Source organism: Streptomyces sp. NPDC043996 (assembly GCF_056435225.1).
Map to the genome: position 1 here is coordinate 316,166 of NZ_JBWKEY010000002.1, position 20,730 is coordinate 336,895.

The 20,730-nt window shown below is 75.0% G+C and carries 17 protein-coding genes; 5 read left to right on the forward strand and 12 right to left on the reverse strand.

The window, feature by feature from the left end; genetic code table 11:
* Window positions 1–10: 10 nt before the first annotated feature.
* On the reverse strand, window positions 11–2,242 hold the full coding sequence (locus AC07A4_RS05815; protein ID WP_478593489.1) for an MGH1-like glycoside hydrolase domain-containing protein: 2,232 nt from the start codon (window positions 2,240–2,242) through the stop codon (window positions 11–13).
* Window positions 2,243–2,529: 287 nt separating this feature from the next.
* On the opposite strand from AC07A4_RS05815, the gene AC07A4_RS05820 reads away from it, so the two are divergent.
* On the forward strand, window positions 2,530–4,044 hold the full coding sequence (locus AC07A4_RS05820; protein ID WP_478593491.1) for an FG-GAP-like repeat-containing protein: 1,515 nt from the start codon (window positions 2,530–2,532) through the stop codon (window positions 4,042–4,044).
* Window positions 4,045–4,104: 60 nt separating this feature from the next.
* Here the strand turns inward: AC07A4_RS05820 and AC07A4_RS05825 are convergent, their stop codons facing one another.
* Window positions 4,105–5,730, reverse strand: coding sequence for an FAD-binding oxidoreductase (locus AC07A4_RS05825; protein WP_478593493.1), 1,626 nt, complete (start codon window positions 5,728–5,730; stop codon window positions 4,105–4,107).
* A 215-nt stretch (window positions 5,731–5,945) separates the two neighbouring features.
* On the opposite strand from AC07A4_RS05825, the gene AC07A4_RS05830 reads away from it, so the two are divergent.
* The gene (locus AC07A4_RS05830) at window positions 5,946–6,584 is read left to right on the forward strand and encodes a hypothetical protein (protein ID WP_478593496.1); all 639 of its coding nucleotides are present in this window, start codon (window positions 5,946–5,948) and stop codon (window positions 6,582–6,584) included.
* Window positions 6,585–6,602: 18 nt separating this feature from the next.
* On the opposite strand, the gene AC07A4_RS05835 is transcribed toward AC07A4_RS05830, so the two are convergent.
* The 4 genes from AC07A4_RS05835 to AC07A4_RS05850 all read right to left on the reverse strand — a co-directional run bounded on the left by AC07A4_RS05835 (window position 6,603) and on the right by AC07A4_RS05850 (window position 10,322).
* Window positions 6,603–8,198, reverse strand: coding sequence for a helix-turn-helix domain-containing protein (locus tag AC07A4_RS05835; RefSeq protein ID WP_478593497.1), 1,596 nt, complete (start codon window positions 8,196–8,198; stop codon window positions 6,603–6,605).
* Window positions 8,195–8,827, reverse strand: coding sequence for a helix-turn-helix domain-containing protein (locus AC07A4_RS05840; protein WP_478593500.1), 633 nt, complete (start codon window positions 8,825–8,827; stop codon window positions 8,195–8,197). Before AC07A4_RS05840 ends, AC07A4_RS05835 begins: the two co-directional genes overlap by 4 nt.
* A 164-nt stretch (window positions 8,828–8,991) precedes the next feature.
* Window positions 8,992–9,750: a hypothetical protein gene (locus AC07A4_RS05845; RefSeq protein WP_478593503.1), complete on the reverse strand. Its 759-nt coding sequence runs from the start codon at window positions 9,748–9,750 to the stop codon at window positions 8,992–8,994.
* Window positions 9,747–10,322: an RNA polymerase sigma factor gene (locus AC07A4_RS05850; protein ID WP_478593506.1), complete on the reverse strand. Its 576-nt coding sequence runs from the start codon at window positions 10,320–10,322 to the stop codon at window positions 9,747–9,749. Before AC07A4_RS05850 ends, AC07A4_RS05845 begins: the two co-directional genes overlap by 4 nt.
* A gap of 372 nt (window positions 10,323–10,694) precedes the next feature.
* Between AC07A4_RS05850 and AC07A4_RS05855 the strand changes: the two genes are divergently transcribed.
* A complete protein-coding gene (locus AC07A4_RS05855) occupies window positions 10,695–12,269 on the forward strand; it encodes an alpha/beta hydrolase (protein ID WP_478593508.1) in 1,575 nt (524 codons plus the stop codon).
* A gap of 16 nt (window positions 12,270–12,285) precedes the next feature.
* On the opposite strand, the gene AC07A4_RS05860 is transcribed toward AC07A4_RS05855, so the two are convergent.
* Window positions 12,286–13,086: a LysR family substrate-binding domain-containing protein gene (locus AC07A4_RS05860; protein WP_478593510.1), complete on the reverse strand. Its 801-nt coding sequence runs from the start codon at window positions 13,084–13,086 to the stop codon at window positions 12,286–12,288.
* Window positions 13,087–13,249: 163 nt separating this feature from the next.
* Between AC07A4_RS05860 and AC07A4_RS05865 the strand changes: the two genes are divergently transcribed.
* Together AC07A4_RS05865 and AC07A4_RS05870 are read left to right on the forward strand one after the other, a co-directional pair.
* The gene (locus AC07A4_RS05865; RefSeq protein ID WP_478593513.1) at window positions 13,250–13,642 is read left to right on the forward strand and encodes a DUF5997 family protein; all 393 of its coding nucleotides are present in this window, start codon (window positions 13,250–13,252) and stop codon (window positions 13,640–13,642) included.
* A gap of 98 nt (window positions 13,643–13,740) precedes the next feature.
* Window positions 13,741–14,568 (forward strand): pentapeptide repeat-containing protein, encoded by an 828-nt coding sequence (locus AC07A4_RS05870; protein WP_478593516.1) that lies wholly within the window; start codon window positions 13,741–13,743, stop codon window positions 14,566–14,568.
* Window positions 14,569–14,576: 8 nt separating this feature from the next.
* On the opposite strand, the gene AC07A4_RS05875 is transcribed toward AC07A4_RS05870, so the two are convergent.
* From AC07A4_RS05875 to dhbC, 5 genes are all read right to left on the reverse strand, one after another.
* A complete protein-coding gene (locus tag AC07A4_RS05875) occupies window positions 14,577–15,839 on the reverse strand; it encodes a glycosyltransferase (protein WP_478594359.1) in 1,263 nt (420 codons plus the stop codon).
* 133 nt (window positions 15,840–15,972) lie between these two features.
* Window positions 15,973–16,896, reverse strand: coding sequence for a glycoside hydrolase family 19 protein (locus tag AC07A4_RS05880; protein WP_478594362.1), 924 nt, complete (start codon window positions 16,894–16,896; stop codon window positions 15,973–15,975).
* Between the two features lie 226 nt (window positions 16,897–17,122).
* Window positions 17,123–17,758, reverse strand: coding sequence for an isochorismatase family protein (locus tag AC07A4_RS05885; protein ID WP_478593518.1), 636 nt, complete (start codon window positions 17,756–17,758; stop codon window positions 17,123–17,125).
* Between the two features lie 43 nt (window positions 17,759–17,801).
* Window positions 17,802–19,454 carry a (2,3-dihydroxybenzoyl)adenylate synthase gene (locus AC07A4_RS05890; protein WP_478593520.1) on the reverse strand — a complete coding sequence of 551 codons (1,653 nt, stop codon included), beginning with the start codon at window positions 19,452–19,454 and terminating at the stop codon, window positions 17,802–17,804.
* On the reverse strand, window positions 19,451–20,659 hold the full coding sequence (gene dhbC, locus AC07A4_RS05895; protein ID WP_478593522.1) for an isochorismate synthase DhbC: 1,209 nt from the start codon (window positions 20,657–20,659) through the stop codon (window positions 19,451–19,453). The genes AC07A4_RS05890 and dhbC overlap by 4 nt, the downstream gene beginning before the upstream one ends.
* Between the last annotated feature and the right edge of the window lie 71 nt (window positions 20,660–20,730).

Here is a 20,730-nt window from a genome sequence, read left to right on the forward strand (position 1 = left end):
CTCCGCCCCCTCACTCCCCGCTCAGCATCGGCAGGAGCACCGCCGCCGACCAGCTGAAGTGCGGGGAGTTCAGCGGGTCACCGGTGAGCGGGTCGTAGTTCTCCATCACCGGGCCCCGGGCCGCGAGGCCCCGCGCGTGGGTCAGCAGCCGGTCCGTCAGCGCGCGGGCGGAGGCGGCGTGGCCGTACCGGCGCAGTCCGGCCTGCGCGAAGTACGCCTGGTCCAGCCAGACCGGTCCGCGCCAGTAGCGCCGCGGGGCGAAGTACGGCGAGCTGCGGGCGACCGTGGGGAACGGGACGTGCGTGGCGAACTCCTGCGGGTCCGTCAGCTTGGCGCGCACGGCGGCGGCCTGCGCGGGCGACGCCGTCCCTGTCCACAGCGGGATGGCGCCCTCGATGCCGCGCCCGCGCGCGGTGAGCCGGGCGCCGCCGTCCAGGGCCGTGTCGTAGAACCACCCGCTCTTCGGGTCGTACATGTGCCCGCGCACCGCCCGGTGCGTGGCGCGGGCCCGGCCGCGCCAGTGCCGCTCCCCCGCCCGGTCCCCCAGCTCCCGCGCGATGGCGGCGAGATGCCCCTGGTCGGCGGCGAGGTAGGCGTTGAGGTCGACGGACTCCTGGGTGAGCGAGTAGCCGGTCACCGTGCCCGTGGCGTCCCTGTTGGTGACCACGGAGGCGCCGAGGGCCGCGTCGAAGCGGGGCGCGTTGTCCATGCCGCTCTCCCAGGCGGCGGCGAGGCGGCGCTGCTCGGGGCTGTCGTTGGCCGGGTCGACGGTCGCCCCGTACTCGGCGAGCCCGTCGCGGTCGTGGTCGCGGTTGCGGTACCACCACGCCTGGTAGGCGGCGAGCTTCGGGTACATCTCGCGCAGGAACCGCCTCTCGCCGCCGCGCCGGTAGACCTCCCACACCGCCCACGCGGCCAGCGGGGGCTTGCTGTTGCGCGCGTTCCAGTTGCCGCCGCCGTCCGAGGGGTCGTTGTAGAACACCGCGTCCGGCACCATCCCGGCGTCCTGCGGCCGGTCCGCGGCGCCGGTCCTGATCTGGTGGTCGAACATGGCGCGGATCTGGGACTCGGCGAGGCGGGGTGCGAAGCGGGCGGTGCCGACGGCCTGCTTCCAGGTGTCCCAGGCCCAGACGCCGCCCGTGAACCACTTGTACGACACCGAGGGGCTGATGGCGTCGTGCCGGATCCGGCCCGCGGCCGAGCGCCAGTTGGTGGCGAGGGTCTGCAGGGACTTCACCGCGAGGCGGCGGCGCGCGGGCGCCACGGGCCCGGTGACGGCGGCGACGTAGCGGCGCCAGCGCGCGTCGCCGGACGCCGCGACGGCGGCCGGGCGGGCCAGCGTCCGGCGCGCGGCGGCCGCCTCGCGGGCCCGCTCGGACGCGGTGAAGGTGTAGCTCTCGGTCCAGTCCAGGGCGCGGCCTTGGCCGGGCGCCAGCGTGATCGGGGCGGCCAGTTCGCTGCGGTAGGCGTCGCCCGCGAGCGTGGTGCGGACGCGCTCGCGGTGGGTGACCTCGAAGCGTTCGGTGCCGTCGGTGAGGTAGTCCCACTTCTCGCGGACGCGGGCGAAGTCCACGGCGACGCCGTCGCGGGTGGCCTTGAGGGCGGGCGCGTCGCGCTGGGGGCCCTTCTCGGGGCGCAGCAGGGTGCCGGACCAGTCGGCGGCGAGGGTGCGCGGCACGCGGCCGGTGTTGCGGACGCGGGCTTGGACCAGGGCGGTGCGGTCGGTGGCGAAGCGCAGCTCCAGGGTCAGGCGGAGGCCGTCGAGCCGGTAGCTCTGCCGCAGCAGCCCGGGCAGCGACGTGAGGCGCGGGGCGCCCCCGGCGGCGAGGTCGAGCTCCGCGCCCGCCTCGCGGAACCGGATCCGGCTGAAGGACGTGCTCAGCCACCAGGGGTACTCCTGGGCGATGTAGAGCGGGCCGCTGAACCCGCCGTACGTCGAAGGATCGCCCGCTTCGGGCAGCGCGTACGCGTGCCAGGCGCCCCGGTCCGCGAACACGCCGACCGGGTTGAACTCACCGGGGTAGGCGGCCTTCGGCGTCCCGCTCAGGTCGAGCACGTTCTCGTACGAGGACGCGCGGCCCTTGCCGTACGAGGCGGCGTGCGGCGGGGCTTCGTGCGGGGCTGACGAGGCGGCGCTCGGCCCCGGCGGGCGCGGGCCTTCCCCGCCCGAGGCGGCCGGGACCGCCGCGGTCCAGACCGCGAGCACCGCGGTGAGCAGGCTCAGCCGTCTCGCGTGACGCATGGGTTCCCCCCGGTGTCGTACGACGGACGTACGGGTCGGCCACGGGTCGGCCGCCCCCGGACTGGTGATCGGCCGCAGCCAATCCCGTGCGGCGGACGTGGTCAAGGGGGCGGACGAGGTTCGGCGGCTCCCGTGGGCCGCGAGGGGCGACGGCGCGGCGTGCGGCCCCGTACAACCATGGGACGTCCTCACGGGTCAAGGGCCGTGAACCGGTGGTGAATTCCGAGGGTGTTCTCCCCTGGACGTTCACCGGCCGACCTCTGAGCGAAGGAAGCATGAGAAGCCCTATGACGCGAGCACGCCGTCGAGCCCGTCTCACCACTCCGCTGGTCGCCATGTCCCTGCTGACGGGAGGCCTGACGATCTGGTCCCTCGGCCAGGACCGGGCCGAGGCCGCGGCCCCCGCGGCGAAGGCCGCCGCGAAGCCCGCGGACGACTTCAACGGCGACGGCTACGGCGACCTGGTCGTCGGCGCCCCGGGCGGCACCGTCTCCGGCAAGAAGAAGGCCGGGTACGTGGCGGTGACGTACGGCTCCAAGAACGGGCTCGACCCCGCGCACAAGAAGATCGTCAGCCGCTCGACCAGCGGCGTCCCCGGCGCGGCCACCACCAAGCAGGAGTTCGGCCGCTGGTTCACCAAGGGCGACCTGGACAAGGACGGCTACACCGACCTCGTCATCGGCTCCGCGGGCGTCGTCGAGCCCGGCGGCGCGGTGATCCTGTGGGGCTCCAAGAACGGCCTCACTGGCGGCACCAAGATCCCCACCTTCGGCTTCGCGCCGCAGGCCGGTGACTTCGACGGCGACGGCACCACCGACCTGGCCCTGTTCGGCGCGGTCGGCTCCTACGGCGACGACCCGGTCGACCAGCGGGCCCGCCTGTGGAAGGGCCCGGTCTCCCGCACCGGCAAGCCCGCCGCCACCCTCGACTTCATGGACAAGTCGCAGTGGTGGACCTACAGCGACGAGCCTCGTCCCCACCTCGACTGCAAGCCGGAGCCGGGCCTGCCCGAGAGCTGCATCGACGGCCCGCGGTCCGTGAAGGGCCCGGTCGTGCCGATGGCCGTCGGCGACATCAACGGCGACGGCCGCGCCGACATCGCCATGAACGACTACTACGGCGACGGCGAGTGGGGCAACAAGGTCCTGTACGGCTCACCCACCGGCTTCAAGCGCGGTAACGCCCCGGGTTCCAGCGGCGCCCTGGCCGTGGGTGACGTCAACGGCGACCGCTACGACGACCTGGTCATCGGCCCCGGCGACTACGAGCCCCGGGCCATGGTCGCCTTCGGCTCGAAGGACGGCCTGAAGATCGACGGCACGATCCAGAAGTTCGACCAGGACCTGCCCGGCGTCCCCGGCGCCGAGGAGCGCGGCGACTACTTCGGCGCGTCCCTCGCCGTGGGCGACGTCGACCGTGACGGCTTCGCCGACATCGCGGTCGGCGTGCCCGGCGAGGACGTCGGCCGCGTCACCAACGCGGGCTCGGTCGTCCTCGTGCGCGGCAGCGCCGCCGGCGTGACCGGCACCGGCTCCCAGGCCTTCCAGCAGGACACGGCCGGGATCCCCGGAGTCGGCGAGAAGGACGACGCGTTCGGCGCGGCGGTGGCCCTGCTCGACGTCACCGGCGACGGCCGCCGCGACCTGGCGGTCTCCTCCGTCCGCGAGAACGCCGACGCGGGCGCCCTGTGGTCCCTGCGCGGCACCGCCACGGGCCTGACGGTGAAGAAGTCCGTCGCCTTCGGCCCGAAGGACCTCGGCGCCCCGAACACGGCGGCGCTCTTCGGCAGCACGCTGCGCTAGCGCACGCGTGGGGGCGGGTACGGCGGGGCCGGGTGCCCCGCCGTACCCGCCCTCGCGGCTTCAGGCCGGGCGGACCGACAGGGCGTGGCGGAAGACGTCACGCGGGTCCCAGCGCGCCTTGACCGCCCGCAGGCGGGCGTGGTTCGCCGTGAAGTACAGGGTCCCCCAGGGCGTGCCGGAGGTGTTCCAGCGCGGGTCCGCGAGATCGGTGTCCGGGTAGTTGATGAAGGCGCCGTCGGCGCCCGCGCCCGGCACGGGGACCCCACCGGTGTCGGCGAACAGGTCCCGATAGCAGGCGCGGACCCACGCCAGGTACGCGTCGGCCTGCCCGGGGCGCGCCCAGGACGCGAGGCAGGACAGCTTCAGGACGCTGTCGCGGTGGGGCATGGCCGTCGCGGCGGGGGCCGGGGTGTTCACCGCTCCGCCGTAGGTGTTGAGGACGACGCTGCCCGCGATGACGCCGGTGTCGGCGCGGGTGAGGTGGTGGTGCGCCGCGGCGATCTGACGGTCGGTGAACCCCCGCCGCAGGAAAGCCGACTTGATCTTGATGTGCCAGTCCCCCACCGCCTCCCCGGAGCCGCGCAGCGCGGCGGTGAGCCAGGGAAGGCGCTGGACCTTCGGCGCGGCGGGCCGGGTGGTGCCCGCGCTCAGGGCGCCGAGGAAGCCGTCGAGGAGCCGGCGGTCCGCGCCGGGCTCGGCGGCGACCTGGCCGAGCAGCAGATGGGCCCCGGCCGCGCGGCGGGTGAGGGCGAACTCCGCGTAGAGCGCGGCGGCGGGGTCGCCGGGGGCGCTGTGCCGCTCGGCCCACCGGCCGTGGTTGCGGACCAGGCGGGCGAAGCGGTCCTCGTCCAGGCCCCGCCAGCTCCAGTCGGCGGTGAAGGTGAGCGCCGTCCGGGCGGGGGCGGGCAGCAGGCGGTCCGGCGCCGCGCGGGTCGGCACCCCGGGCGAGCGGAACCACATCCGGGTCACGACGCCGAAGGTGCCGCCCCCGCCGCCCGTGTGGGCCCACCACAGGTCGCGGTGCGGGTCGTCCCGCTCGCGGCTCGCCACGACCGCGCGGACCTCGCCGCGACGGTTCACGACGACCACCTCCACGGCGTACAGATAGTCGCTGACCAGACCGAACAACCGGCACAGGGGGCCGTATCCGCCGCCGGGGACATGGCCGCCGACGCCCACCTCGGGGTGGTATCCGGCGGGCAGGGTGACACGCCAGCCGAGGTACAGCTCGCGGTAGACCTCGCCGAGGGTGGCCCCGGCCTCCACGACGAAGGCCCGGCGCCGCTCGTCGAAGTCGACCCGCCGCATGGGCGACATGTCGATGACGGCCGTCACGTCGGGGTGGTCGACGAAGTCCTCGAAGCAGTGGCCGCCCCCACGGACGGCGAGCCGCGCCCCGGACCGCACCGCCTCGCGCACGGCGGCCACCACGTCGGACGTCGAACCGGCCAGGTAGACGAGGTCAGGGCGCCCCCGGAAGCGGTTGCTCGCGCCGCGCGCGACCAGATGCGCGTACCGGGGATCGTCTCGGGGCACGCGCACCGGCCCCCGCGCCGGGCCGCCCCCGGCGGCTCCCCTCGCGGGCGCCGCCGCCCGGGCCGCGGCGGGGCTCAGGGCGAGCCCCGCCCCCGCGCCCGTCGCGGCCCGCAGGACCGTGCGCCGGACGTGCTCGTCCCTTGGATCCATGCCTGTCTCCCCGGTGTTCGGCGAAGCAGCGCGCGCCCTCGCGGCGCCCCTACGACTACGACGCTAGGGACGCGTGACGGCCGTGGCAGTCGGTCCAGCCACCGCATCCGGGGTGTATCCGGCGCCACCCCTCCCCGGGCCGCGACATAGAGTGGCGGGTCGCCCGTGTGCTCTGCTCGGGCGTCGCACCGCCGTTCACCAGCCAGGAGCTCGTCTTGTCCCACCGCGTCCCGACCACGTCACCCGCGCCCATCGCCCCGGCCGCGTGCCCGACTCCCCGGCGGGCGCGCCCCGTTCGACGGATGCTGCCCGCGGCCGGGCTGCTCGCCGTGGTGTGCCTCGGCGCGTCCGTCCCGGCCCACGCGGCGGACGGCGGCGACCGGGCCGCCGCCCCGGTCGCGGCCCGGACGGCCACCGCCGCGGAGACCGTGATCGCGGAGGGCCAGGTCAAGGAGGCCCGCCCCGGTGGCGTCATCCGCTACCCCAGCGTCACCAGCTGTCTGACCGTCACCGTGCGGCTGCGGGCGGGCGGCGCGGTCGGCGCGCACGCGAGCCTCTTCCAGGTGCCGGGCGAGCTGCGCTCGGACCAGATCCTCGACCGGGTCCGGAGCACCGTCGGCAAGCGCGCGGTGGCCTCGGTGGACGTCAAGGGCGCGGTCGGGGCCTGGCACCCGGGCTACTTCACCAAGGCGATCGAGGCGTACGGCGAGGGCGAACAGGTCCCGGTGCCCACGGGCCAGGACACGGCCGGACTGCGCCGGGCCGTGGCGCGCGGCGTCGGGGTGCCGACCGGCAGCGTGACGGTGACGGACGTGCCCGACGGGGACCAGGTCGTCGGCCTGCCCGTGCGCTAGCCGCCGCGGCGGCCCCCGCTACGCCTCGGACTCGTGCGCGTCCCCGACCGCGTACTGGTCCTTGACCTTGACCTCCGTCACGCCCCGCCCCTCGGCGAAGACCGCGCGCCACTCGCCGATGACGTGCAGTTCGTCGGTGCCCATCGCGCGGACCACGGTCAGGCCCTCCTCGTGCGCCTTGTACGCCTTCCACCACAGGTTCGAGAAGGCCTGCGAGCGGATGAGGTGCATCCAGTCGGCGCGGTAGATCTCGCGGTTGTAGTTCGACTCCCCCAGCGTCGAGACGAACTTCGAGTACATCGCCTTGACGTACTCCAGTGTCACCTCGTCGTCCTCGGCGATGGCCTGGTCCCGGGCGTCCTTCAGGGCCGAGCGGAACTTCTCCAGGAGGTTCTCCGTGGCGCCGGAGGTGAACGACTCGTGGATCTCCGGCGGGTCGCACAGGCCGTGCTTCGGGCCTGACAGGCGGAGCAGCAGCCGCAGGGTCGGCTCGGTCACCCACAGCGGGCCCGGCTCGTCGCGGTTGCCGAGGGGGTGGGGCAGGACGTCGTCGTGGTCCCAGGCGGGCGGCGTGATCAGATGGACGCCCGCCCGGCGGCGGTCGTGGTCGAAGCCGGTGGAGTGCTCCAGCTGACCGATCGGCAGATGGGTCTTCAGGGCGGACAGATAGGCGCCGTTGACGTCGAGCGCGGTCACCTCGTGCCGCCCGGGCGGCAGTTCGGCGCGGGCCCACTTGGGGCGGGCCTCCCAGATCTGGTCGGCGCCGTGCGCGCTCTGCTTGCGCAGCACGTCGGGCATCCAGGGGTGGGCCACGATGTCGTAGCGGCCGCCCTTGCGGGTGTGGTCGAGGAGCGCCATCGCGTCCGGGATGGCCCGCTTGACCAGCGCGGCGGTGGCCGCCTCGACGTCGCCCTGGTGCTCGGCGAGGGTCGCGGTGACGGCGGCGGTGATGAGGTCCGGCGCGTCGGAGGCCGCCCGCATGCGGCGGCCCTCGGGGACGACCCGCACGCCGCCGTCGCGGGGCGCGGGGCGCGCCGGACGGGCGGGGCCCGGGAGGTCCGGGGCGGGCGCGGGGCGGGGTTCCCGCTCGGCGGGGGCGGACGCCGCCGCGCACTCCTCGGGGCTCAAGTGCTGGGGAAAGCCCTCCACTTGGTGGCGCGCGGGGCGACCGCACAGCACGCACGGCTGCGGCACGGCGAGCCGGTCCGGGTCCTGGTCTTCCGCCCGCGCCGGGTGCTGCCCCGGCTCCGGGGCGGGTGCGCCGCCCCCGCCAGGCTCTCCGGGGACGGTTTCCGCCGGAGGGGCGGCCACCGCGTCACCTTCCGCGCCGGGCGCCTGGTCCTCTTCCTGTTCCTGGGCTTCCTGTTCCTGGGCACGCGCCTTCCCCTCGGCCTTCTCCAGGAAGTACGCGTACCGCGCCCGGGTCTCCCCGCTCGGGTCCCGGCCCGACTCCCAGCCGCCGAGCGTGGACGGGCTCACCCCCAGGGCCTGTGCCACCTGGGTGCGGGACAGGCCGAGCGACTCGCGCAGGGTCCGCCGCACCTCGATGGGCGGCAGCGGGACGGGCGCGGCCGCGGAGTCGAGGAGTGCGTCAATGGTCTCGAAGTCGCTCATGGGCTTTTCCGGTCGTCCGCGGGTGGTCTCAAGTACGCGATGGGGCCGCCCGACACGGCCGCGTGCACCCGGGTGCCGAGCAGCCGCCGGGTCAGGTCCGCAAGGGCGGGCTCGTCGGTCAGCACCCGGTAGGAGCCGGGCGCGTCCAGCGTCCCGACCCGTCCGGCGACGGTCGCGGCGAAGGCGTGCCGGACCTCGCCCGGCAGCCGCAGCGTCGCCTCGGCCCGGTGCACGGCGAGGACACCGGTCACCCACCCGGCCAGGGACACGGCGAGGACACCGGCGCCCACGACCTTGTCCGGCTCGCACCGCCACCACTGGCGGGAGGCCTCCAGGAACTGAGCGTCGCTCAGACCGGCCGCGTCGCCGATGAACTGGCGGTCGTCGCCCTCGCGCCCCGGCGCCGTGGCGGGGGTGGCGCGCAGCACGGGCAGTTCGCCCCGCGTGACGCGCGCCCGCGGGGCACGGGCGAGGGCCGCGACCCGGGCCACGCTCAGATCCGGCAGGAACGCGCTGGCCAGCAGCTTGCCGACGGTGTTGGGCGAAAGGCCGAGGGCGGTGCCCGCCTGCGCCCGGGTGAGCGTCTCACGCGGCGGCCCCGCGGGCCCCTCCAGCGTGATGGACGGCAACACGGTCAACCTCACTCACTTCGGGACGCCTTCACCCCGACGGCACCGCGGGCCCTGTAGTGAATCAACGCGGCGTGTATTGCGTCAACACGCCACGACGGTCCCTCCCCAGCCGGTCACACGCCGGCCCCGCCCGGGGCCTCGCCCGAGCGGGGTCGCGCCCGCTACCCGTACGGATCGGTGTAGAGCACCTTCCCCCGCGCGTCGAGCACCTCGATCGTGCGGCGCTCGAACGCGGTCTCGTCCCGTTGGCGCGTGAACGTGACGAAGGTGCCGTCCGGCTTCAGCCGGACCGTGTGCCGCGTGCCGTCGGACTCGATGATGCGCACCGACACGGCGCCGGGCACGGTGGTACGGCCGTACGTCGCCACGTAGTCGGGCACGAGGGTGGTGCCGCCGCCCGTCCACAGCGGCAGGCTCTCCAGCGGCTCGGTGTTCTCCCCTCTCCAACACTCGATTTCGCCCGGTTCGGACGTGCCGTCGTCGGCCACGAACACCGAGTGCATACAGGCGCCGCCCTTGTCGTTGGGCGCCAGCCACAACTGCATCGTGAGGCCGTCCGGCGTCCGCCCCTCGAGGATCTTCTTGGCCCGGTCCAGGTCGACGCGGCCCAGCTGATCGTCCCGCACGCTGGCGAACCCCTCGATGACTCCCGAGGGAAGCACCCCTGTCGCGTCCGCCACCGCCGTCACTCCTCCCAAGGTCATCACCGCGGCCACCGCCACCAGCCAGCGGCTCCGCGCACCGGGCGCGCCGGTGCGCCGCCCCGTGGGTTCGGCCAGGATCCGGGCCAGCGCGGCCCGGCCCCGTGGTGCTTGGGCGGCGCCCCTGAAGCCGTCGCCCCGTGCCGGGTCCGCCGGGCCGAGCGTCCGGCGGACGTCGGCCAGCGCCTCCTCCGTCGTCCCGCCGTGCCTCCCCCTCATGCCTGCCTCCTCTTCAGCTCGAAGGCCAGGAGCGCCCCCGGCGCCGCCTCACCCACGGGTGTCTCGTCCAGTGCCTGCCGCAGACGGCGGCGCGCCCGGTGCAGCCGGACCGCGAACGTCCGCCGGGTGCAGCCGACGACGACCGCGGCGGCCGCCACGTCGAGGCCGTCCCAGCCGACGAGCAGCAGCGTCTCCTGGTCCCGCGCGGACAGCGTCCCGAGCGCCTGCCGAAGGTGCAGTACGCCGACGACGTCGCCCGCGTGGTCGGGGCCGACGGCCGGAACGGCGGCCCTGCCGACCCGCGCCGCGAGGCGCTCACCGCGCCGGTCGCCGCGCCTCTGGTTGGCCAGGACGCGGCGCGCCACCGCGTACAGCCAGGGCAGCGCCTCCTCGTCGGCCACGGGCACCCCGGAAAGCCGCCGCCACGCGACGAGGAAGGTCTCTCCCGCCACGTCGGCCGCCGCCTCGGGCCCCACCCTGCGGGCCGCGAAGCGCAGCACGTGTTCGTAGTGGACCGCGAACAGCGTGCTGAACCACTGCTCGTCAGACCGTGACGCGCCAGACCGTGACACGTCGGGCCGTGACGCGTCGGGCGGTGACGCGTCGGTCCGGTCCCCCGCATCGCCGCGCCCGTCCCCGTGACCGTCCCCGTGACCGTCCCCGTGGCCGTGACCGTCCCCGTGGCCGTGCCCGTGACCGTCCCCGTATCCGTGACCGTCCTCGTGCCCATCCCCCTGCACGCCTGCCTCCTTCCGCCCGGTCCTTCGGATCGTGCTCGCATGGCCTTGCGTCCTTCTATGTCCGGCGCCGTCCGCCGGATTACAGGTGTGCGACGAACGCCGTCGCGGGCAATTCGCACCGGCGGTGGTGGTAGACGAAACCCGACCGGGGATCGGGGGGCGGGCTCCAGTGAGCGCGGCCCCGGGGGCTTCTAGCGTCGTCGTATGACGCAGCGACGGCACCCCGTGCGACACCCCCTCTTCCCCTCACGCCGACCGGTGTGGAGCGCCGCCGCGCTCGCGCTGGCGCTCGCCGCGCCCGCGGCGGCGGACGCGTCGCCCGGTGCGGGCGGGCTCGACCGCTACCGCCAGCAGCGGCTCGACTGGCGCAGCTGCGTCCTCGGCCCGGACGACAAGCGGGGCCGCACCTTAGAGAAGGCGGGCGCGCGCTGCGCCGACGTGACGGTGCCGCTCGACTACGCCGACCCGGAGGGCCGCACGCTCACCGTCGCCCTGTCCCGGATCAAGGCCACCGACACCCGTCGCCGCGTCGGCTCGCTGGTCGTCAACTACGGCGGCCCGGGCGGCCCGACGCTCGACGCGCCGCCGGACATCCGCGCGGCGATGAAGTCGGTCGGCCCGCGCTACGACGTGATCGGCATGGACCCGCGCTTCGTGGGCCGCAGCACGCCGCTGGACTGCGGGTGGCCCGTGGGCACCTCCGTCGTCGCGGCCGGTCTCGGCCGGGCGGGCTTCGAGCGGCAGGCCGCCTTCCAGAAGGGCCTCGCCGAGCGGTGCCGCGCCGCCCACGCGCCGGTCCTGCCGTACGTCAGCACCCGCGACACGGCCCGCGACATGGACGTCGTGCGCAGTGCGCTCGGTGAGCGGCGCCTTTCGTACCTCGGCTACTCGTACGGCACGTACCTGGGCACGGTCTACAGCCAGATGTTCCCCGGCCGCGTCGACCGGATGGTGCTCGACGGGGCGATCGACCCGCGCCGCTACGGCCCTCAGCTGCTGCGGGGCGCCGAGCGCGCGAACGAGCGGGCGCTCGGTGACTGGGCGTCCTGGGCGGCGGCCCGCGACGGCGCCTACGGTCTCGGCCTCACCCGCGGTGCCGTCCTCGCCGCCGTGGACCGCGTCTTCGAGGCGTCCGCGCGCCGCCCGCTGACCGTCGGCGCCGCCCCCGAGGTGTTCCGTGTCGACGACTCGCTGGTGCCGTTCCTGATCGTCAACGGCATCGCGGACGACTCCGACGCCGCCCGGGCCGCCCTCGGCGACCAGCTGTCCACGCTGGCCAGGGCGGCGGCGGGGAAGCCGACGCGGCTTGCGCCGGGGTTCGCGGACCTCCTGCGGTTCGCGCTGACCGGCGGCGATTCGCACCAGGCGAGCGTCCAGACCGCGATCCTGTGCGGTGACGTGGCCGCCCCGCGCGACCCCGAGCACTACTGGCGGGACATCGAGCGCGGCCGCGCGCGGCACCGGCTCCTTGGCTCACTCACGCGGAACATCGGCCCCTGCGCCTTCTGGGACCCCCCGCGCGAGCGGCCCACGCGCGTACGGCACGACGCCGAGGCCCTGATCGTGTCCGCCACCGGCGACCCGCGCACCCCGCACCGGGGCGCCGTCGCCCTGCACCGCCTGCTGCCGAGCTCCCGGCTGCTCACCTTGCGGGGCGCCTACCGGCACGGGATCTACGCCGAGTACGGCAACGCCTGCGTCGACGCCGAGGTCAACGCGTACCTGGCGACGGGCACGCTGCCGTCGGGCGACCTGACCTGCGTCAAGCGGCCCGGCTAGGGAGCCCGCCCGCGGGTCAGCGGCCCCGGCGCGGCTTGCCGCGCTGGCCGCCCTTGGCGGCCCCTGAGCCGCGGCGAGGGCCCTTGCCCGGCTGCCTGGCCTGCTGCTTGCCCTGCTGCTTGCCCGCCCCGGCCTGGCGCCGGGCGCCGCCGGTCTTCTCCGGGCGCTTGGCCTTCGGCTCGGCCTCGGTCTGGCCCCGGCGGCCCCGGGTGCTGTTGACGGTGCGCCCGCGGACGATGCCGATGAAGTCGTCCACCAGGTCGGTCGTCGCCTCCTGCGGCCATGACAGCGCGACGCGGGAGGTGGGGACGCCGGTGAGCGTGCGGTAGGTGAGGTCACGGCGGTGGTGCAGGCGCGCGAGGGACTGCGGTACGGCGAGCACGCCCACGCCCGCCGCCACCAGCTCGATGGCATCGGCCGTCGTGGCCGGGCGCTCGAGGGCGGGGCGGCCGGGCGGGTGCTCCCAGTCGAGGGTGTCGTCGAGGGGGTGAAGGACCAGCTCGTCGGCGAGGTCCGCCGGGGACACCTCCTCGACGGCCGCCACGATGTGGTCCTTGGGGACGACGACGACCGTCGTCTCCTCGTACAGCGGAATCGCGCTCAGGTCTTCCCCGTCGACCGGAAGCCGCACGAGTCCCGCGTCGGCCCCGCCCTCGCGCAGCACCGCGCACGCCTCGGCCACGGACACCGGGACGAGCGTCAGGGGCACGTCGGGCAGCCGCTCGTTCCAGACGCGCACCCACTTCGAGGGCGTCACCCCGGGAACGTAGGCGAGCCGAAACGTGGCGGAGTCAGGGGAATCATCCGAGGCTGTCACCTCGCCAGACTACCGGCAGTAGTCAGACGGGACCGTCGCCGCCCGTCGCCGCCCGCCCTTGGCCCGCCGCGGCCGCTGCCGACGCGCCGGGACCGGGGCCCGGAACGGGCGGTCCATGATCGGAGTGGTCATCGCTCGCGCGTTCGCTCGATACCCTTGTCCCATGACGTCGCACCACTCCGCCCAGACGATGAAGCCCGCCACCGCGGCCAAGAAGCTGGGTGTGTACCTCGAGGCCACCCCCGCCGAGTTCCAGGAGGGTGTCGTCTCGCGGACCGAGCTCAACGCTCTGCAGGCCGACCCGCCCCAGTGGCTGCGCGACCTGCGCCGCGAGGGACCGCACCCCCGCCCGGTGGTCGCGGCGAAGCTGGGCGTGTCCATCGCCGGCCTCGCGCGCGGCGGTGTCACCGAGGCGCTGACCACCGAGCAGATCGAGGCCCTCAAGACGGAGCGCCCCGAGTGGCTGGAGCGGGAGCGGGCCACGCAGGCGGACGTCCGCAAGGAAGCGGCCCGACTCAAGGCGAAGAAGGCCGAGCAGGCCGAGACGGCCGAGTAGGCGGCCGGGGGCGCCGCGCGGGCCACGGGCGGGGGCCGGGGCGAGCGCGCCTCACTTTCGCACGCACCCCGCATCCGCCGGATCAGGAGTCACCCCCGTTGTCCCAGCGCACCGCGCACACCGACCACCCCGACCTGCGGGCCGACTGCGGCAGCTGCTTCGGCCTGTGCTGTGTGGCCCTGCCCTTCGCCCGCTCGTCGGACTTCCCGGTGGACAAGGCCGCGGGCACGCCCTGCGGCAACCTCCAGGAGGACTTCCGCTGCTCGGTCCACACGCGGCTGCGGGACAAGGGCTACAACGGCTGCACGGTGTTCGACTGCTTCGGCGCGGGCCAGAAGGTCTCCCAGATCACCTTCGGGGGCCGCAGCTGGCGCGAGGAGCCCGCGTCGGCCCGCGCGATGTACGAGGTCTTCCCCGTCGTGCGGCAGCTGCACGAGCTGCTCAAGTACGCCGCCGAGGCCCTCGACCTGCCAGCGGCCCGGCCCGTCCACCGCGAGCTGCGCGCCGCGTACGACCGGATCGACGCGCTGACCCGGGACACGCCCGACGCCCTTCTGTCCGTGGACGTGGACGGGCTGCGCGGCGAGGTGAACCCGCTGCTTCTGCGCGCCAGTGAGCTGGCCCGCGCCGCGGTGCCGGGGCGCAAGAAGAACCACCGGGGCGCCAACCTGATGGGCGCCCGGCTGCGCGCCGCGCGGCTCCGGGGCGCCAGCCTGCGGGGCGCGCTGCTCATCGCCGCCGACCTGTCGGGGGCCGACCTGCGCGACGCGGACCTGATCGGCGCGGACATGCGGGACACCAACCTGTGCGGGGCCGATCTGACGGGGGCGCTGTTCCTCACCCAGCCCCAGCTCAACGCCGCCCGGGGCGACGCCGCCACGAAGCTCCCCGCGACGCTGGCACGCCCGGCGCATTGGCGCGCCTGACCCCTGCTTCAGCGCGGGCGGGCGACGCCTTCCCCGTTCTCCCCGTTCTCGATGCCGCGCAGCAGCTCCCGTACGGGCCTGACCGCGTCCTCGGCCGCCAGGTCCGCGGCGACGGCGCGGGCGCGGTCGCGGTACGCGGGGTCGCGCGTCACCCGGGTCAGGGCCTCGGCGAGGTTCCACGGGGTCAGCCGCGGCAGCGGGATGACGCCGGGGGCGGCGCCCAGGGCGGTCAGGCGGCGCGCCCAGAACATCTCGTCGAACTGGACGGGCACGGGCACGGCGGGGACCCCGGCGCGCAGGCCCGCGGCGGTGGTGCCCGCGCCGCAGTGGTGGACCACGGCGGCCGTGCGCGGGAACAGCAGGCTGTGCGGGACGTCGCCGATGGTGAGGATGTCGTCGCCGGTGGCGCCCAGACCGGCCCAGCCGCGCTGGATGACGCCGCGCAGGCCCGCCGCGCGCAGGGCGCCCACCACCCGGTCGCAGAGGTGGCCGGGGGCGGGGACGGTGGCGCTGCCGAGGCCGACGAAGACCGGGGGCGGGCCCGCGGCGAGGAAGTCCTCAAGGTCGGCGGGGAGTTGGGAGCGCACGTCGTGCGACCACCAGTAGCCGACGACGTCCAGGCCGGGCCGCCAGTCGGCGGGGCGGGGCACCACCCGGGGGCTGAAGCCGTACAGGACGGGCCACCGCTGGCGTTCGCGGGCGCGGCGGGCTGCGCCGAGGCCGCGCGGGGGCAGCCCGAGGCGGGCGCGCGCGTCCCTGGCGGCCTCGGTGAAGATCCGCTCGATGACGGCGGTGACGGCGTGCCCGGCGAGGCGGTTGCCCGCGGGGCCGAGGGAGCGGACGGTGGCCAGCGGGGGCGCGAACGCCCGGGTGGCGTGCATGGGCTGGAGGTTGACGCCGACGCTGGGAAGGCGCAGGCCCTCGGCGACGGCGCAGCCGAGCGGGGCCACCACCCCGGCGAGGACGAGGACGTCGCTGCGCTTGGCCGCCTCGATGAGGCTGTCGGTGAACTGGCCGACGACGGCCTTGCCCATGGACAGGGCCCGCAGCAGCTTGCCGACGCCGGTGCCGCTGCGGTGCAGCCCCTGGCCGCGTTCGGAGTGCAGCTCCGCCCGCGGGTCGACGGGCAGCGGCAGGAAGCGGATCCCGGAGCCCTCCGTCAGGGGCGCGAACATCTCGTGGGTCACCAGGGTGACGTCGTGTCCGGCGGCGGTCAGGCCCGCTCCGAGGCCGATGAACGGGGCCACGTCGCCCCTGGAGCCTGCTGTCATCATCGCAACGCGCACAGCGGCCAGTATGGGCGCGGTGCGGCCGGTCACGCGGCGGAACGCGCGCAGGAGGGCCCGAACGCGGTGCCGCCGGGTCCCGGGGGAGCGGGACCCGGCGGCCGGGTGCGGGTGACGGTCAGCAGCTCAGCTTGTCACCCGGGGTGGTGCCGAGGATCTGGACGAACTGCTGATAGCGGTTGATCCGGCTCTGCACCTGGGCCGGGTTGCCGCCGTTGCACTCCAGGGTGCCGTTGATGCTGCGGATCGTCTCGCCGAAGCCGTGGCCGTCGACGATGGCCTGATGACCCGTCACGGTGCCCGGGCCCTTCTGGGTGTTCCAGTACCACAGCCCGGTCTGCCAGGCCACGGACGGATCGCGCTCGACCAGCCAGGGGTTGTTCAGAAGGTCGAGGCCAAGGGCCTCACCGGCGGCCTTGTAGTTGAAGTTCCAGCTCAGCTGGATCGGGCCGCGACCGTAGTAGGCGTCGTTGCCCGCGGGGCAGCCGTAGGGCTGCGTCTTGTCGCAGTAGTGCGGGTAGTTGGCCTGGTTCTGTTCGACGACGTGGACGAGGCCGCCGGTCTCGTGGCTGACGTTGGCGAGGAAGGCGGCGGCCTCCCGCTTGCGGACGGTGTCGCTGCCGGTCTTGGTGAACTCGGGGTAGGCCTTCAGGGCGTCGACCAGGCCCTGGTAGGTGTAGAAGGGCTTCCTGTTCGGGAACATCTGGTCGAACTGGCCCTGGCTCACGATGAAGCCGCTCGGGTCGGGGTTGCCGCCCCCGGTCCCGCACTGCCCCTGGTCCACCCAGACTCCCCACTCTCCGGTGGTGCCGGGCGTCTCGCCCCGCGTCCACCACTTGGCCTGCCAGTTGCGGCTCCCGTGCGAGACGGTGGAGCCATTGGTGTAGACGGCGCCGGAGTCCCACGCCGAGGCGCAGGCGGGCACGGCGGCGGGTGCCGCCGCCGCCGGGGACGCCGGGAGCAGCACGGCGAGCAGGGCGGCGGCTCCGGCCGCGGCCGTCCCGGCGAGCAACGGCCGAAGGCGCTGGGCGCGTTCGCGGATCCGGGCCGCCACGCGGCGGGGTCGCACCGCCTCGTGACGGCCGGATTCCAGGGGCGGGGAGTACGTCGGACGGGCGTGCTTGCGCTCGTTCAATCTCTTCACTCCTCGGTGCGGCGGCGAGCCACGGTGGGGGCCGAGACGGACTGGGGCGCAGTCAACCGGCTTGGTCTATACCAGTCAAGGGTGTAGACCATTTCCCGTTCGAGGACGTACTCCTGACGTCACGTCAGGCAGGCTGCCCGAGCACGTCGGCGGTGGTGGTCACGACCGCGCACCGCCCGGCGGCCCAGCGCAGCGCCATGGCGTGGTCTTCGGCGGAGAAGTCCGCGACGGCGTCGGCCACCACGAAGGCCTGGATGTCGCGCATCCAGGCGTCGCACGCCGTCATCATGACGCCGATGTGGGCGTACACGCCGGTGATGACGAGCTGGTCGCGGCCCTGGGCGCGCAGGTCGTCCGCGAGCGACGTGCGCACGAACCCGCTGTACTTCCACTTCGTCAGGACGGTGTCCCCGGCGCCCGGCGCGACGGGCTCCGCGATGGCCGCCGCGTGCGGGTCGTCCGGCAGTCCCGACCCCCAGAAGTCCTGCTGGAGGCCGCGCTCGGCGGGGGTCTGGCCGCCGGGCTGGGCGGTATAGACCACCGGGATGCCGAGTGCGGCGGCGTGCTCCTTCAAGGCCCTGACGTTGCCGAGGAGTTCGGGGATCGGGGCGGCATCGGCGTCGTAGGCGGACAGGAAGTAGTTCTGCAGGTCGTGCACGAGGAGCACGGCGCGCGCGGGGTCCACCGTCCACGGGACGCGGTTGGCGGGCAGGTCGGCCGCGGCGGGCATGGGGTAGGGGGCGATGGCGGGCAGGGCCATGGTGCGGTGTCGTCCGTTTCGGTGCGGGTCAGGAAGCTTCGGATCAGGAGGTGGCGGGCGGCTGGGCGGCCGCGCTGCGCAGGTCCTTCTTGGAGATCTTGCCCACGCCCGTCTGGGGGAAGGCGTCGACGAACTCCACGCGGTCGGGGACCTTGTACGCGGCGAGTCCCCGCTCCCGTACGAACCGCTTCACGGCGAGGGGCTTCAGGGGTTCCGCGCCGGCGCGCAGGATCACGTACGCGCAGGTGCGCTCGCCGAGGTACGGGTCGGGCTCGCCGACCACGTTGGCGTCGTGGACGGCGGGGTGGGCCAGGAGGTGGTTCTCGATCTCCTCGGCCGCGATCTTCTCGCCGCCCCGGTTGATCTGGTCCTTGGCCCGGCCCTCGACGACCAGGTGGCCGGTGTCGGTGAGGCGGACGATGTCCCCGGTGCGGTAGAAGCCGTCCGCGGTGAAGGACCGCGCGTTGTGCTCGGGGGCGTTCCAGTAGCCGCGGATGGTGTACGGGCCGCGGGTCAGGAGGTGTCCGGTGGCGCCGGGCGGCAGGTCGTTGTCCTCGTCGTCGACGACGCGCACCTCGTCGTCCGGGGAGATCGGCCGGCCCTGCGTGGTGACGATGGTCTCCTCGGGGTCGTCCAGGCGCGTGTAGTTGACCAGGCCCTCGGCCATGCCGAAGACCTGCTGGAGCGTGCAGCCGAGGGCGGGGCGCACCCGGCGGGCCGCCTCCTCGCTGAACTTCGCGCCGCCCACGAGCAGGACGTCCAGGCTGCTCAGGTCGTGCGGCGTGGTGGCCGCGGCCTGGGTCCACAGGAGCGCGAGCGGCGGCACGAGTCCGGTGAGGGTGACGCCCTCGCGCTCGATGAGCGGGAAGGCGGCGTCGGGACCCGGCTGCGGGCACAGGACGACGCGGGCCCCGGCGTACAGCGCGCCGAGCGTGCCGGGCGAGGACAGCGGGAAGTTGTGGGCGGCCGGGAGCACGCACAGGTAGACGCTGTGCTCGTCGACGCCGCAGAGCTCGTTGGAGCCGCGCAGTGAGTAGATGTAGTCGTCGTGGGTGCGCGGGATCAGTTTGGGTACGCCGGTGCTGCCGCCGGACAGCTGGAGGAAGGCCAGGTCGTGCGGGGCGGGCCCGGCCGCGTCCAGGGCGTCGGCGTCGGCGGCCACGTGCTCGGACACGTCGGCCAGGGCCTCGAACTCCCCCGGCTCGCCCTGCGCGACCCACACGTGCCGCAGCGTCGGCACCTCGGCCCGGACCGTCGCGGCCAGCGCCCGGTAGTCGTAGCCGCCGTGCTCGGCGGCGATGACATAGGCGGCGGCCTCGGTGAAGCGGCAGAAGTAGGCGATCTCCGTCTCGCGGTGGGCGGGCAGCGCGAACACCGGCAGCGCGCCGATCCGGAAGAGCGCGAAGACCACCTCGAAGAACTCGGCGATGTTGGGCAGTTGCACGACCACGCGGTCGCCGGGCGCGATGCCGCGCGCGAGCAGGCCCGCGGCGAGCCGGTCGGCCCGGGCGTCGAGTTCGCCGTAGGTCCAGCGGCGGCTCGTGGCGGGGTCGACGATCGCCACCCGGTCCGGATGGGCGGCGGCCCGCTCGCGCAGCAGGCCGCCGAAGGTCTCGCCGCGCCAGTGGCCCGCGGCGCGGTAGCGCTCGGCGAACTCGGCGGGCCAGAAGGGAGCTTGGTTCGGTGCGCTGGTCACAGCTGGGCTCCCACGGCGGTGAGGAACGTACGGAACTTCGCGGCGGTCTCCGCGGTCTCCGCCTCCGGCTCGGAGGCCGCGACGACGCCCGCGCCCGCGTACAGGCGCAGCGCGGTCCGCTCAGCCTCCGCGCAGCGGATGGTGACGACCCACTCGCCGTCGCCGGAGGCGTCGCCCCAGCCGACCATGCCGGTGAAGAACCCGCGGTCGAAGGGCTCGCTGGCGCGGATCACCTCGCGGGCGGTGGCGGTCGGCGTGCCGCACACGGCCGGGGTGGGGTGGAGCGCCTGGGCGAGCGCGAGCGCGGAGGTGCGCGGGCTGCTCAGGGTGCCGGTGACGGTCGTGGACAGGTGCCACATGGCGGCGGTGCGGATCAGGGTGGGCGTGGCGGGGACGGTCATGTCGGCGCAGTACGGGGCGAGTGCCTGGTGCACGGCGTCGACGACGACGGCGTGCTCGTGCAGGTCCTTGGCGGACTGCAGCAGGGCGGCCGCGCGGCGCACGTCCTCCGCCAGGTCCTCGCTGCGCGGGATGGACCCGGCGAGCGGGTTGGCGACGACGCGCTGTCCGCGCCGGGAGACCAGGAGCTCGGGGCTGGCGCCGATGAGGGTGCGCTCGGGCCCGGTGGGCAGGGCGAAGGTGTAGCCGGAGGGGTCGCGCCGGGCCAGGCGCTGGAGCAGGGCGGGCACGTCGAGGGGCGTGTCGCTGTCGAGTTCGAGGGTGCGGGCGAGGACGACCTTGCTGAACTCGCCCCGCCACATGCGGTCGACGGCCGCGGCCACGGCCGCGCCGTACCGCTCGGGCTCGGGGACCTGCCGGATGCGCCAGTCGACGGGGGCGGGCGGCTCGGCGGGCAGGGCGATCAGCGGGTCGGAGGCCAGCGGCGGCGCGGTGCGCAGCGACCGGGGCACGGCGAGCGCCGCGGGGGCCTCCTGGTCGAAGGGCACCGCGCCGATGACGACGGGCGCCTCGGCTCCGGCGTCGCGGGCCGCTTCGAGGGTCCGGGCGACGCGTTCCGCCAGGGGTCTGTCGCCGTGGGGCACTTCGGTGTGGACGCCGTGGCCGAGCAGGGTCCGGGTGGGGGTGGCGAGGAAGCGGGCGCCGGGGGTGTGGTCGGCGAGCAGGGCGGTGGCGGCGCCCACGGCGGGGTGGGTGGGCGCGGCCGGGGCCGGGGCGTGTGTGGCGACATCGGGTGCCGTCGACACGAGGGTCTCCGTTTCTCTCACGCCGTCCGGGCGCGGGCGGGCGCGCGGACACCGGTGAGCTGTGTGTGCGG

Coding starts and splice junctions, on each gene's coding strand:
- AC07A4_RS05815 (WP_478593489.1), bottom strand. CDS start 2,242: ATGCGTCACGCGAGACGGCTGAGCCTGCTCACCGCGGTGCTCGCGGTC.
- AC07A4_RS05820 (WP_478593491.1), top strand. CDS start 2,530: ATGACGCGAGCACGCCGTCGAGCCCGTCTCACCACTCCGCTGGTCGCC.
- AC07A4_RS05825 (WP_478593493.1), bottom strand. CDS start 5,730: ATGGATCCAAGGGACGAGCACGTCCGGCGCACGGTCCTGCGGGCCGCG.
- AC07A4_RS05835 (WP_478593497.1), bottom strand. CDS start 8,198: ATGAGCGACTTCGAGACCATTGACGCACTCCTCGACTCCGCGGCCGCG.
- AC07A4_RS05845 (WP_478593503.1), bottom strand. CDS start 9,750: ATGAGGGGGAGGCACGGCGGGACGACGGAGGAGGCGCTGGCCGACGTC.
- AC07A4_RS05855 (WP_478593508.1), top strand. CDS start 10,695: ATGACGCAGCGACGGCACCCCGTGCGACACCCCCTCTTCCCCTCACGC.
- AC07A4_RS05865 (WP_478593513.1), top strand. CDS start 13,250: ATGACGTCGCACCACTCCGCCCAGACGATGAAGCCCGCCACCGCGGCC.
- AC07A4_RS05875 (WP_478594359.1), bottom strand. CDS start 15,839: ATGACAGCAGGCTCCAGGGGCGACGTGGCCCCGTTCATCGGCCTCGGA.
- AC07A4_RS05885 (WP_478593518.1), bottom strand. CDS start 17,758: ATGGCCCTGCCCGCCATCGCCCCCTACCCCATGCCCGCCGCGGCCGAC.